This window comes from Streptomyces sp. NPDC002935 (assembly GCF_040611295.1).
Taxonomy (GTDB): Bacteria; Actinomycetota; Actinomycetes; order Streptomycetales; family Streptomycetaceae; genus Streptomyces.
In genome coordinates, this window is the sequence record NZ_JBEXNW010000018.1 from 49,731 (window position 1) to 62,128 (window position 12,398).

The following is a 12,398-nucleotide window of genomic DNA, read 5'->3' on the forward strand; positions in this document are numbered from 1 at the left end:
GGACCCCGCCGCGCCAGACCCGACCCGGACCGCGCCGCGCCACCCCCGCCCCGGACCCGTCGGCCTCCCGCTCGGCTCGGCGTGCTCAACGCCTGCCCCCGGCCTACGCTCGACCCATGCCTCGCCGTCACGTCCGTGTCACCGGTGCACCGGAGGCTCCGCTGCGAGCCGCCCTCGGCGCGTTGCGGACCGAGCTCGGTGTGCCCCAGAGCTTCCCGGCCGAGGTCCTCGCGGAGGCCGGGCGGCCGCCCCGCCTGCCCACGTACGACGCGACGGACATCCCCCTCTTCACCGTCGACCCGCCGACGTCCACCGACCTCGACCAGGCGATGCACCTCGCGCGACGCGAGAACGGCGGCTACCGCGTCCGGTACGCCATCGCCGACGTCGCCGCCTTCGTCGTACCCGGCGGCGCCCTGGACGCCGAGGTCCACCGCCGCGTCACGACCCTCTACTTCCCGGACGAGAAGATCCCCCTCCACCCGCCCCGGCTCTCCGAAGGCACCGCCAGCCTGCTCCCCGACCAGACCTGCCCGGCCGTGCTGTGGACGATCGACCTCGACGCGGACGGGCGTACACAGTCGACCGACGTATGCCGCGCCCTCGTACGCAGCCGCGCCAAGCTCGACTACGCGCACGTGCAGCGGCAGATCGACGAAGGAACGGCGGAAGAGCCGCTCGCCCTCCTCAAGGACATCGGGGAGGCGCGCGAACGACTGGAGGTAGAGCGCGGCGGCATCTCGCTCAACGTCCCCGAGCAGGAGATCGTCGAGGAGGACGGGATGTACGAACTCGTCTACCGCGCCCCGCTCCCCTCCGACGGCTGGAACGCGCAGATCTCCCTGCTCACCGGCATGGCGGCGGCCGACCTGATGCTCGCGCACGGCACGGGGGTCCTGCGCACCCTCCCCGCCGCCCCCGACGGCGCGGTCGGCCGCCTCCGCCGTACGGCGAAGGCCCTGCGTATCAACTGGCCGCACCACGTCTCGTACGCGCAGCTCATCCGCTCCCTCGACCCGCACTGGCCGCACCACGCGGCCTTCCTCCTGGAGTGCACGACGCTGCTGCGCGGCGCCGGCTACACGGTGTTCCGGAACGGGGTCCTCCCCGAGGTCACCTCCCACGCCGCCGTCGCCGCGCCCTACGCCCACTGCACGGCCCCTCTGCGCCGCCTCGCCGACCGCTATACCTCGGAGATCTGCCTCGCGGCCGCCGCCGGTGAGCCGCCTCCCGAGTGGGTCCTCGCGGCCCTCGACGCCCTGCCCAAGGAGATGGCGGACGGCAGTCGGCGCGCGGGCACCGTCGAGCGCGAGTGCGTCGACATCGTGGAGGCCGCCCTGCTCAAGGACCGGGTCGGCGACCTCTTCGAGGCCTGCGTGGTGGACGTGCAGGAGCACGAGACCACGGTCGGCACCGTGCAGTTGGAGTCCCCGGCGGTCTTCGCCCGGATCGCGGGCGGCACGACGGACCTGCCCCTCGGCGAACGCCTGCGGGTCCGGCTCACCCAGGCGGACCCCGGAACGGCGAAGGTACAGTTCGCGCCTGCCTGACCACGGGGCCGAACCCCGGCATGGATTCGGGGAACGCGCGTGTTGCCCTCGTAGCGGCGAACGCGGCGAACGCGGTGGCGAGGGGGAGAGCGGGCCATGACCGGACGGGGAGAGACGACGGAGACCGTACGGCGGGGGCCGACGGTGTCCGTATCGCGCGGGGCGACCGCGTCCGTATCGCGCGGGGCGACCGCGTCCCTGAAGAGCTCCGCGAAGGTATCCGCGAACGAATCCGCGAAGGCATCCGTGAAAGAAGAGGCCCGCTGGACCCGGGCCACCCTCGGTCGGGACGGCCGGCCCCTGGACCTGCTGACCGCCCGCTTCGAGCGGCACCGCTACGCGCCGCACGCCCACGACGAGTTCACGATCGGCGTCTGCGTCGGTGGCTCGGAGATCATCGACTACCGAGGCGGCCACATCCGGACCGGCCCGGGGTCCATCGTCGTACTGGCCCCCGGCGAGATGCACACCGGCGGCCCCGCGGCCTGCGACGGCTACGCCTACCGGGCCCTGTACGCGGAGCCGTCCCTGCTCTCCGAGAGTGCCGTCGGCGGCCTCCCGCACTTCCGTGAACCCCTCCTCGACGATCCCGAACTCGCCGCCGCCCTGCGCGCCGCGCACGCCGAACTGAGCGCCTGCCCCGACCCGTTGGAGGCCGAGTCCCGCTTCCCGTGGCTGCTCGCCGCGCTGGCCCGGCGCCACTCCACGGCCCGCCCGGACCGCGACGAGATCCCGGGCGCCGCACGCATAGCCGACGCCGTACGGGACCGCCTGGCCGACGAACTCCAGGCCCCGCCCTCCCTCGCCTCCCTCGCCACGGACCTGGGCCTGTCCCGCTACCAGCTCCTGCGCGCCTTCCGTACGACGATGGGGATACCGCCGTACGCCTGGCTGGCCCAGCACCGGGTGCACCGGGCCCGTCGGCTCCTGGAGTCCGGACTGCGCCCCGCCGATGTCGCCGGGCTCGTGGGCTTCGCGGACCAGGCGCATCTGACCCGCTGGTTCCGCCGGGTGCTGGGGGTGACGCCGGCGGCGTACCGCGCGAGCGTGTTTCCGTCCTCGTAGCGCAACAGCGTTCAAGACGCGCCACCGCACGGCGGCAGAGACTGCCCGTATGACTGCACGCGGCTGGTTCCTGTTCTCCCTGATGGGAGTGGTCTGGGGCATCCCCTACCTGATGATCAAAGTGGCGGTGGATGAGGTGTCCCCGTCGGTGGTGGTGTTCACGCGCTGTCTGATCGGCGCCGCGCTGCTGCTGCCCTTCGCGATCCGTCAGGGCGGCCTGACCCGGACCGTTCGGGCCCACTGGCGCCCGATGCTGGCCTTCGCAATCATCGAGATCATGGTCCCCTGGTGGACCCTGACGGACGCCGAACGCCATCTGTCCAGCTCCACCGCGGGCCTGCTGATCGCGGGAGTGCCGATCATCGGCGTGGCCGCGGCCCGCTTCTTCGGCGACTCGGAACGACTCGGTAGCCGTCGCGTGGCGGGCCTCGCGCTCGGCCTGACCGGCGTCGCGGTCCTCACCGTCCCGCACCTGACCGGCGGCGACGCCCGGTCGCTCGTCGAGGTGCTGCTGACGGTCGTGGGCTACGCCACCGCGCCGGTCATCGCGGCCCGCCACCTCAAGGACGTGCCGTCGCTCCACCTCACGGCCCCCTGCCTGGCGCTGGCGGCGCTGGTCTACGCCCCCGCGGCGGCGGCCACCCGGCCGGACGCCGTCCCTTCCGGACAGGTCCTGGCCGCCCTCGCGGGCCTGGGCGTCGTCTGCACGGCCGTCGCCTTCGTGGCCTTCCTGGAACTGATCAAGGAGGCGGGCCCGACGAGGGCCACGGTGATCACGTACGTCAACCCGGCGGTCGCGGTCGCGGCGGGCGCGGTCTTCCTGAACGAGCGACTGACCCCGGGCATCCTCGCCGCCTTCGCCCTCATCCTGGCGGGCTCGGTCCTGGCCACGGCGACTGCCGGTCCCCGGCGTCCCGCCCGCCCGGTACCATGGTCGACACGGCAGACGAGCCGGGCGGACGGCCGCGTGGAGGTTCTTGTGGACCTTCCCGAGGAACGTCCGGGCTCCACAGGGCAGGGTGGTGGCTAACGGCCACCCGGGGTGACCCGCGGGACAGTGCCACAGAAAGTAAACCGCCGAGAACTCCGGTTCCCGGTAAGGGTGAAACGGTGGTGTAAGAGACCACCAGCGCCTGGGGCGACTCAGGCGGCTAGGTAAACCCCACCCGGAGCAAGGTCAAGAGGAGCCGCTGTAACAGGCGGCTCTGCGCGGACGTTCGAGGGCTGCCCGCCCGAGTCCGCGGGTAGACCGCACGAGGCCGGCGGCAACGCCGGCCCTAGATGGATGGCCGTCTCCCCGGCCGCCGCGAGGCGACCGGGCGACAGAACCCGGCGTACAGCCCGACTCGTCTGCCTTCAGGGCTCTGACCTGGTCTTACGACCTGGGTCGGAGCCCTTTGGCGTATCCGGGCGCCTCGCGCTGCCCGCCTCCTCGACCGCCCACGCCTCGACCGTCGGTCAAGGCGTGGGCGCCTGGGGTGCCCTCGGGTTCCCGCAGCCTCAGTTCGTGACCGTGAACCAGGTGGTGCGGGACTTCTTCCACTCGTTGTGGGTGAGGTCCTTGGCCTCCGTGCCGTCGTCGTACAGATCGGCGGAGCCGTCGTCGGTGATCAGCTGGGTGCGGGCGCCGGACACGGTGAGGTCGGGGACGTCGACGATCGCCTCCCAGCCGCCGGGGTCTGAGGTGGGCAGATCGAGGCGCTTGACCGGCGCGTGCCCCGCGACGCCGTCCCAGGAGTAGAGGGCGTACGGGTCGGAGTTGTCGTCGGCGGCCCAGGAACCGGCCACGATCAGGTACTGGTTCGACGCGTTCTTGCGGATGTCGCGGATCGCCAGACCCCCGAGGTCGAGCTCGATCGGCGTACCGAAGGTGGCCGACGTGCCGCTGCTCAGCACCTTGTCGAAGTTGGTGACCGGCACGATGAGGGCCTTGCCGCCGGGCACCGCGGGGGCGAGCGGGGCGCGGAAGCCGACGTAGGCCGTGGTCGTCGAGCCCGGCGCGAACTCCAGGCCCTCCACGTTGAATCCGTCGATCTGCTTGGGGATCTGGCCGGCCGCGGTGCCCGCCGCGAAGCCGTAGCGGTTGCTGTTCGCCTTGTCCCAGGCGACGAGGTTGTCCCGCAGCTTCTTGTACGAACGGCCGTACGTCAGGGCGGTCGAGGCGCCGGAGCCGGTCACCGTCGTGGTGAAGACCGTGTTGCGGTCCGCCTTGTACTCGCCGTCCTTGTTGTTGCCGAGCGAGCCCGTCCAGTAGATGGTGTTGCCGACGCGGGTGGCGGCCTCGATGTCGATCTCCTTGGAGGCGCCGATGTTCGAGGAGAAGTCCCAGGTCTTGACCGGAGCGCCCGAGGCCGAACGGTCGTACAGGCGCAGGATGTTGGACTCGTCGTCCGCGACGACCGTGTAGCCGCCGCCCGCGTCGACGGCCGCCGAGGCGTCGCTGGAACCGGTGAAGTACCGGCTGTCGGAGGCGTATTGGACGGCGCCCGACGCGGCGTAGTGCAGCGTCTTGGTGGCCGTCTGGCCGTCGACACCGGTCACCTTCACGGTGAGGTCGGTGTAGCCCTCGCCGCGCGCGGCGACGACGACCTTGCGGGTGGCGCCCGTGCCGGTGACGCTGACGTCCGCCGTGGTCGCCACCGTGGTCCTGCTGCTCTTGGTGACCGTGACGGTGAGCGCGCCGACGTCGGCCCCGCTCTGCGCGACGGTCACGTTCACGGCCGGATCGGCGGTCGCGCCCACCGCGCCCGACAGATACGCGGCCGACAGCGAAAGGCTCGGCGTGCCGTAACTCGCCGCCTGTGCCTGGCTTCCCAGACCCACGGCCGTGAGCGTCAGCACGCCACCGATCATGGCGACTGTCCTGCGGCCTGTGGAGAAAACGTAGTCCTGCACGGGGACCCTTTCGTCGGCTCTGCGTCGACGAGAAGGCTGAGCTGCGATCGCCAACTCCATACCGCGCACACGCATCTGCGGAGTGAACACTTTCGGTCACCGCAGGCGCGACGCGCGCCGGGTCACGGAGTCCCGTGCCTCGTCAGGGAGTTGAGGCCGTCCCGAGCGAGCGGTCGGAAACGGACGCGAGGTGGGCCGCGAAGACCTCGCGCGCGTCCGGCGCGAGCGTGCGCAACGCCACCATCGCCGTGATCACGACATCGCACAGCTCCGAACGGACGTCGTCCCACGTGTGGCTCACGCCCTTGCGCGGGTTCTGGCCCGTCGCGCCGATCACCGCTTGTGCCACCTCGCCGACCTCCTCCGACAGCTTCAGCACGCGCAACAGCAGGCCCTCCCGGCCGCCGTGGGCCCGGTTGGCGTCCAGCCAGGTGTGCAGCCCCTCGATCGTGTCCCAGACATCCTGACCGGGGGCCTCCGCGGCCGCGTCGACGGCGGTGCTCCCGGCCGGTTCGGCGGGGGCACGCACCGCGCTGTCGGCGCCGGTGCGTCCGGCCGGATCGTGTGCGGTGTCGTCAGCCATGGGCCCAGCCTCCCCAGGCCGCGAAGGGCCGACTCCTACTCGTCGAACAGGGCTTCCTGCTCGCCCTCCTTCGCCCGGCGCACCCGGTTGTTCCGGATGCCCACGACGACCGCGGTGACCGCCGCCGTCGTCCCGAGCGCGATCGGCACCATCCAGCCGCGGTTCACCGCGTGGCCCATCAGATGGTCGAGGGACAGCCGGCCCGGACCCGTCACCGCGAGGCCCGCCGCGGCCAGGCCGAGCGACGCCGTGTACTCGTAGCCACCGCTCATCGCGAAGAAGCCGTTCGGTACGTGCACCGCCGCCGCGCCGGCCATCGCGCCGGCCGCCGCGGCGCCGGCCGCGGGCGTGGCGAGGCCCAGCGCCAGCAGAGTGCCACCGCCAGCCTCCGCGAGGCCGGCCGCCGTGGCGCTCGCCTTCCCGGGCGTGTAGCCCATGGCCTCCATGGCCGCTCCGGTGCCCTCGATGCCGCCTCCGCCGAACCAGCCGAACAGCTTCTGCGTTCCGTGTGCTGCCAGTACGCCGCCCGTGCTCAGACGGAGCAGCAGCAGTCCCAGATCACGCCGGTCGAAACAGGTCACGGTGACTCCCAGTGCAGACAGCGGCAACGGTTCCCTCCCGGATGTCCACCGTCGCACCGATCGGATCGGCCCGGCGTGCCCGCGCCGCCGTTCGGGTGGCGGGGGTCGGGGACCGGTGTGAGTCTGACTCCCATGACGATTTCGGTAGCGAAACTCAGCGACCCGGCCGTCCGGGCCTTCGTCACCGCGGTGAACGCCCACGACCGGAACGCTTTCGAGGCGCTTCTCGCGCCCGGCGCCACGATGGCCGACGACGGATCCGACCGTGACCTCGACGACTGGACCGACCGGGAGATCTTCTCCTCCCGCGGCCACATGGACGTCGACAACGAGTCCAACGGCGGGCGTTCGCTCCTCGTGCGGTACCGCAACGACACCTGGGGCGAGATGAAGACGAAGTGGAGCTTCGTCGTCGACGACGGCGGCAGGATCAGCCGCTTCGAGACCGGCCAGGCGTAACCGTCCGGGCGTTACCGGTCAGGCGCTACCGTCCGGGCGCCCTCGTCCAGGACCTGTCCGGTCGATACCGGCGAGGGGCGCGAAGGCCGAAGGGCCGCTCACCGCCGCGCAGTTGACCGAGGTCGACGGCGTGATCGGACGGGGAGCGGCCCGAGGGCGTGTGCGGGACGCGTACGGCGGCGCGTACGGGACGCGCACGGAGGCGCGTACGGGCGGCCGGGCCGCCGTGGGTCAGTAGCCCTGGGCGGCGCCGTACTGCTGCGCGTACTGCTGCTGTCCCGGCGGCTGGGCGGACTGCTGAGGGACGGCGCGGCGGGCACCGCCCTGCTCGGTCAGGCTGATCTGCCCGGCCTTGATGGTCGCGAGGCGCGGTGCGCGGCGGGCGATGGACGAGTCGTGGGTGACCATGATGAAGGTCAGCCCGTACTCGTGCCACAGCCCTTCGAGCAGGCCCATGATGTCGTCGCGGGTGCCCTCGTCGAGGTTGCCGGTCGGCTCGTCGGCGAGCAGCACCTTCGGCTTCTTGACCAGGGCGCGGGCGATGGCGACCCGCTGCTGCTGACCGCCGGACAGCTCGGTCGGGACGTGCGTGAGCCGTTCGCCGAGACCGACCGAGCGAAGCGCCTCGGCGGCCCGCTCGCGCCGCTCGGCGGGCTTCACACCGAGGGGGACGAGGGCGGTCTCGACGTTCTCCTGCGCGGTCAGCGTCGGGATGAGGTTGAACGACTGGAAGATGATGCCGATCTTCTCGGCCCGCAGCCGGGTCAGCTTGGCCTCGCTGATGGAGGCGAGGTCCACGCCGTCCAGTTCGACGCTGCCGGAGGTCGGCCGGTCGAGACCGCCGATCATCTGGAGCAGCGTCGACTTGCCGCCGCCGGTGGGGCCCTGGATGACGAGCTGGTCGCCGTCCTCGATGGCGAGGTCGACGCCGCGCAGCGCCTCGACCGTCTCCTTGCCCCGCGTGTAGCGCTTGGTGACGCCGGTGAGCTTGTACATGAGGTTCTCCGAGGATGAAGGGGTGGGGCGCCGCGGCCCGGGGGAGTGGACGCGGCGCCCCGGCTCTGGGGGTGTGGCCCGGGGACGGGTTACGAGACGCTGCGGAGCGCGTCCGCCGGGCGCATCCGGGAGGCACGCCAGCCGCCCATGGCGCCGGCGATCAGACCGCCCGTGATGGCCAGGCCCGCGGCGAGCGCGATGGTGGTCACCGAGACCGGCGCGGTGAGCGCGATGTCGATGGTGTTCTTGGCCGCGGAGGCCGCCTGCCCGGGGCCGCCGCCACCGGGGCCGCCGCCCATGCCGCCACCGCCGCCGGTGGAGCCGAGCTCCGCCGTCAGCTTCGGGCTGATCGCGGTGACGGTGTAGGCCGCGCCGAGACCGAGGGCGATGCCGAGCACGCCGCCGAGCAGACCGTTCACGATGGACTCGCCGACGACCTGCCGGGTGACCTTGCGGGACGGCCAGCCGAGGGCCTTCAGGGTGCCGAACTCGCGCACCCGGCGGGAGACGGCGGAGGAGGTGAGCAGCGCCGCGACCAGGAACGCGGCGACGAGGACCGCGATGGACAGCCACTTGCCGACGCTGGTGGCGAGGTTCGAGGCGGTGGACAGGGAGCCGGAGACGGTGTCCGCGAGGTCGGCGGAGGTGGTGACCGTCGTCCCGGAGATGTTCTTCTGGATGGTCGCCTTGACCGTGTCGATCTGCTTCGAGTCGGTGGCCTTGACGTAGATCGTGGTGACCTTGTTCTTGGCGTCACCGAGCGTCTGGGCCTGCTTCAGGGGCAGGTAGACGTCGGTGGTCGACTCGCTGCTGTCGGGCGTCGCGATGCCGATGACCGTGTACTTGGTGCCGGAGATCTTGAAGGTCTTGCCGACCGTGTACTTGTTCTCCTTGGCGTACGACTTGCTGAGCACCGCGACCTTCGCGGAGGTCTGCGCGGCCGTGAACGTCTTGCCCGTGGTGATCTTCGAGGTGGCCAGCGGTCCGAGGTCCTGCTGGGTCACGTCGACGCCCGCGACGGAGTACGAGTTCACGTCGAAGGAGGCGCCGCCGCCCTGCACCTGCGGCGCAGCGGTGCTGCCGCCGCTCTGGCCGCCGGGTCCGCCCTGCTGGCCGGAGTCCGACGTCGAGGACTTCGCCTTGCCCTGGGTGAAGGAACCGTCGACCTTGGTGACGTTCAGGCTCAGCGCGCCCACCGCGCTCGACACGCCCTTCTGGGCCGCGACCTGGGTGACCAGCGAGGACTTCAGGGACTGTCCGCCCTGGGTCATCACCCGGTCCGAGCTCTGTGTCTTGCTGCTGTCCGACTTGGCGTCGAAGTCGAACTTCGGCCGGCCGGAGGAGTTGCCCGTCGGTGCCGTCTGGGCCTTGGTGACCGTCATGTCCGTGCCGAGCCCGTACAGCGACTTCAGGACCTTGTCCTGTGCCTGCTGCATGCCGGCCGACACCGAGTTGACGGTGATGACCAGCGCGATACCGAGCGCCAGACCCAGGGCGATCACCAGCGCCGCCTTCTTGCGCCGGCTCAGCTCACGCTTGAGATAGATGCCAAACATCCCGTTCCTCAAAGGTTCTTGGCGCCCGCTGTGGGCGCGGCCACAAGCTATGAAGGAACCTTTGAGTCGGGCTGAGTATGGGATGTGTGAGGGCTGAGAATCCGGACCCCGGAATCAGAATTGCGTCAGACAGCCGATTCCTAAGCTCTCAAGGGCTCATTGCCAGGAAATGCCTGTTGAGTGGCGCCTTGGTGGAGACGGGCGGGCCCGTTCTCCGGGCATCTCCCCGTGGGATCGCGGAGGGTGTCGAGGGGCGGGCCCGTGTCTTCGCGGGCCGTTTTACCGCCGCTTGAGACTCGGCGTTCCTTCTCTTTAGCACCCCGCTGTCGGGCTTCCCGGTCAGGCTTTGTACGGTCCCGGGATGCGTGATTCTTCCGGGCTTTCCCGCCGTGCCGCTCTGGGCCTCGCCGCCGCCGTACCCCTCGCCGCCGCGACGGCCACGACCGCGCACGCCGCGACGACGATCGGCGGGGCGCGGCTGGCCCGCTCCGGAGTCCAGGTGAGCGGCGCGTCGGGGCTGCCCAAGCGGCTAACCGCCCGCGCCTGGCTGGTCGCGGACCACACGAGCGGCGAGGTGCTCGCCTCGTACAACGCGCACCGGCGTCTCGCACCCGCCTCCACCCTCAAGATGCTCTTCGCGGACACCGTGCTGAAGAGGTTCGACCGCGCCCAGACGTACAAGGTGACCGACGCAGACCTCGCCGATGTCCCCGCGGGCTCCAGCCTCGTAGGCGTGAAGCCCGGCATCACCTACACCGTCGAGCAGCTGTGGCAGGGCGTCTTCCTGCGCTCCGGCAACGACGCGGTGCACGTGCTCAGCCACATGAACGGCGGTGTCGCGGCGACGGTCGCCGAGATGCAGGCCCTGGCGAAGGATCTGCAGGCCCTGGACACGCGGGTGGTCAGTCCCGACGGCTTCGACCACAAGGGCCAGCTGTCGTCCGCGTACGACCTGACCCTCTTCGCCCGTCACGGCCTCGCGAACCCCGACTTCCGCGGCTACTGCTCCACGAAGACCGCGGACTTCCCGGCCGGAGGCAAGAAGACCTTCCAGATCCAGAACACCGACCGTCTGCTGACGGGCGCGTGGGGCCTGGGGACGTACGACGGCCTCATAGGGGTGAAGAACGGTTACACCAGCCACGCCGGCAACACCTTCACCGGTGCGGCGACCCGCGGCGGACGGACCCTCCTCGTGACGGTGATGCACCCGAAGAGCGGTGGCAACGGCGTCTACGAGGAGACGGCCCAGCTGCTCGACTGGGGTTTCAAGAACGCGGCGGACGCCGAGCCGGTCGGCACGCTGGTCGATCCGCTCAGCGAGGGCGGCGCGAGCGCGGCGCCCACGCGGAAGGCGGCGAAGGCCGCGGCGGGAGCTCCGGCGGCGCCCGCGACGGCGGACGGCTCGTCGTGGGGGCTGGTCGGTGGGGCCGGGGGAGCGGTCGCGCTCCTCGTGGGCGGCGCGCTGGTGCTGCGCAACCGCAGGCGCCGGACGGCCGAGGAGCCGGTCGAGGAGCCCGTCGAGGAGTCGACCGAGTAGTCGGCCGAGGCGGAAGGCAGCCGTCGGCGGCGATGACGGGGGCAGCCTCTCCGCGGTCCGGTGCACACCCCGCGGTCCCGCGCGAGGTCCGCCCCCACCCGGGCCGCGGAGCGACTGCCACCTCCCCCCTCGGTGTGGACCGTGGTCGTACCGAAGTCTTGTGCTCCAAGTGTGAAGCTCTGATGGGGGAGATGCTGAGCATAAGCGCACTAACGGCTTATATGGTCCGGAGGGTCAGCTTCCGTTTGTGCAGGTTGAGCCGTTGACCAGTTCTTGGTGAACCACGGGGGCCCGCCGTACGTATGTCTCAGCCGCGCCCGACATAGGGCATGGCGGTCGCCAGTACGGTCGCGAACTGCACGTTCGCCTCCAGCGGCAGCTCGGCCATGTGCCGCACCGTGCGCGCCACATCGGCCACATCCATCACCGGTTCGACCGCCAGTTCGCCGTTCGCCTGGAGCGTTCCGGTCCGCATCCGCTCGGTCATCTCGGTGGCCGCGTTCCCGATGTCGATCTGGCCGCAGGCGATCCGGTACGGACGCCCGTCCAGGGACAGCGACTTGGTCAGGCCCGTCAGCGCGTGCTTGGTCGCGGTGTACGCGATCGACCGGGGGCGGGGCGTGTGGGCCGAGATCGAGCCGTTGTTGATGATCCGGCCGCCCTGCGGGTCCTGCTCCTTCATCTGCCGGTACGCCGCCTGCGCGCACAGGAACGCGCCGTTCAGGTTGGTGTCGACGACGTGCCGCCAGGCCTCGTACGGCAGGTCCTCGACCGGCACGCCGCCCGGCCCGAACGTCCCGGCGTTGTTGAACAGCAGGTCGAGCCGCCCGAACCGGTCGTGCGCGGCGGCGAAGAGGGCGGCCACCTCGTCGGGGCGCGAGACATCCGCGCGCACGGCGATCGAGGGCCCCTCGGGTACGAGGGCCGCCGTCTCCTCCAGGGTCTCGGTCCGGCGTCCGGCCAGCGCCACCGACCAGCCGGTGCGCAGTAGTTCGGCGGCCACCGCGCGGCCGATGCCGGAGCCCGCCCCGGTCACCACCGCGATCTTCGTCTGCAGGGGATGCATGGCGTTCATGGGCCCGCAGCGTACGGGAGGGGACCTCGGCGGATCCGGCGCGCGACCTCGGCGAGTCCGGCGTCCGGGCTCGGCGATCCGGCGTCCGTGCTCGACGG

The 12,398-nt window shown here is 71.5% G+C and carries 10 protein-coding genes, 1 other RNA gene and 1 pseudogene; 6 read left to right on the forward strand and 6 right to left on the reverse strand.

Annotated features, from left to right (window positions below; all coding sequences use genetic code 11):
* The first annotated feature begins 116 nt into the window (after window positions 1-116).
* The 4 genes and pseudogenes from ABZX90_RS24230 (at window position 117) to rnpB (ending at window position 3,968) form a co-directional block, all read left to right on the forward strand.
* A complete protein-coding gene (locus tag ABZX90_RS24230; RefSeq protein WP_355207902.1) occupies window positions 117-1,550 on the forward strand; it encodes an RNB domain-containing ribonuclease in 1,434 nt (477 codons plus the stop codon).
* Between the two features lie 246 nt (window positions 1,551-1,796).
* Entirely contained in the window at window positions 1,797-2,615 is an 819-nt protein-coding gene (locus tag ABZX90_RS24235) for an AraC family transcriptional regulator (protein ID WP_355208098.1), read from the forward strand.
* Between the two features lie 49 nt (window positions 2,616-2,664).
* Window positions 2,665-3,444: pseudogene (locus ABZX90_RS24240) on the forward strand (DMT family transporter); the annotation flags it as partial.
* Window positions 3,445-3,562: 118 nt separating this feature from the next.
* An RNA gene (gene rnpB, locus ABZX90_RS24245) (RNase P RNA component class A) lies at window positions 3,563-3,968 on the forward strand.
* A 147-nt stretch (window positions 3,969-4,115) separates the two neighbouring features.
* Here the strand turns inward: rnpB and ABZX90_RS24250 are convergent.
* The 3 genes from ABZX90_RS24250 to ABZX90_RS24260 form a co-directional block, all read right to left on the reverse strand.
* Window positions 4,116-5,468: a hypothetical protein gene (locus ABZX90_RS24250; protein WP_355208101.1), complete on the reverse strand. Its 1,353-nt coding sequence runs from the start codon at window positions 5,466-5,468 to the stop codon at window positions 4,116-4,118.
* A gap of 184 nt (window positions 5,469-5,652) precedes the next feature.
* Complete coding sequence (locus ABZX90_RS24255; RefSeq protein ID WP_355207905.1) at window positions 5,653-6,093, reverse strand: MazG-like family protein; 441 nt, start codon at window positions 6,091-6,093, stop codon at window positions 5,653-5,655.
* Between the two features lie 35 nt (window positions 6,094-6,128).
* Window positions 6,129-6,674 (reverse strand): DoxX family membrane protein, encoded by a 546-nt coding sequence (locus ABZX90_RS24260; protein WP_351121938.1) that lies wholly within the window; start codon window positions 6,672-6,674, stop codon window positions 6,129-6,131.
* A 132-nt stretch (window positions 6,675-6,806) separates the two neighbouring features.
* Between ABZX90_RS24260 and ABZX90_RS24265 the strand changes: the two genes are divergently transcribed.
* Window positions 6,807-7,133, forward strand: coding sequence for a nuclear transport factor 2 family protein (locus tag ABZX90_RS24265; protein ID WP_351121941.1), 327 nt, complete (start codon window positions 6,807-6,809; stop codon window positions 7,131-7,133).
* 231 nt (window positions 7,134-7,364) lie between these two features.
* Here the strand turns inward: ABZX90_RS24265 and ABZX90_RS24270 are convergent, their stop codons facing one another.
* Window positions 7,365-8,129, reverse strand: coding sequence for an ABC transporter ATP-binding protein (locus tag ABZX90_RS24270; RefSeq protein ID WP_351121944.1), 765 nt, complete (start codon window positions 8,127-8,129; stop codon window positions 7,365-7,367).
* Between the two features lie 89 nt (window positions 8,130-8,218).
* Window positions 8,219-9,685, reverse strand: coding sequence for an ABC transporter permease (locus ABZX90_RS24275; protein ID WP_355207909.1), 1,467 nt, complete (start codon window positions 9,683-9,685; stop codon window positions 8,219-8,221).
* 361 nt (window positions 9,686-10,046) lie between these two features.
* On the opposite strand from ABZX90_RS24275, the gene ABZX90_RS24280 reads away from it, so the two are divergent.
* Entirely contained in the window at window positions 10,047-11,225 is a 1,179-nt protein-coding gene (locus tag ABZX90_RS24280) for a serine hydrolase (protein WP_355207912.1), read from the forward strand.
* 307 nt (window positions 11,226-11,532) lie between these two features.
* On the opposite strand, the gene ABZX90_RS24285 is transcribed toward ABZX90_RS24280, so the two are convergent.
* The gene (locus tag ABZX90_RS24285; RefSeq protein WP_355208104.1) at window positions 11,533-12,291 is read right to left on the reverse strand and encodes an SDR family oxidoreductase; all 759 of its coding nucleotides are present in this window, start codon (window positions 12,289-12,291) and stop codon (window positions 11,533-11,535) included.
* Window positions 12,292-12,398: the final 107 nt, after the last annotated feature.

Excerpts from the sequence above, each read along its gene's own strand:
- ABZX90_RS24230 (WP_355207902.1), top strand. The coding sequence starts at position 117 with ATGCCTCGCCGTCACGTCCGTGTCACCGGTGCACCGGAGGCTCCGCTG.
- ABZX90_RS24285 (WP_355208104.1), bottom strand. The coding sequence starts at position 12,291 with ATGCATCCCCTGCAGACGAAGATCGCGGTGGTGACCGGGGCGGGCTCC.
- ABZX90_RS24250 (WP_355208101.1), bottom strand. The coding sequence starts at position 5,468 with ATGATCGGTGGCGTGCTGACGCTCACGGCCGTGGGTCTGGGAAGCCAG.
- ABZX90_RS24275 (WP_355207909.1), bottom strand. The coding sequence starts at position 9,685 with ATGTTTGGCATCTATCTCAAGCGTGAGCTGAGCCGGCGCAAGAAGGCG.
- ABZX90_RS24270 (WP_351121944.1), bottom strand. The coding sequence starts at position 8,129 with ATGTACAAGCTCACCGGCGTCACCAAGCGCTACACGCGGGGCAAGGAG.
- ABZX90_RS24255 (WP_355207905.1), bottom strand. The coding sequence starts at position 6,093 with ATGGCTGACGACACCGCACACGATCCGGCCGGACGCACCGGCGCCGAC.
- ABZX90_RS24280 (WP_355207912.1), top strand. The coding sequence starts at position 10,047 with ATGCGTGATTCTTCCGGGCTTTCCCGCCGTGCCGCTCTGGGCCTCGCC.
- ABZX90_RS24265 (WP_351121941.1), top strand. The coding sequence starts at position 6,807 with ATGACGATTTCGGTAGCGAAACTCAGCGACCCGGCCGTCCGGGCCTTC.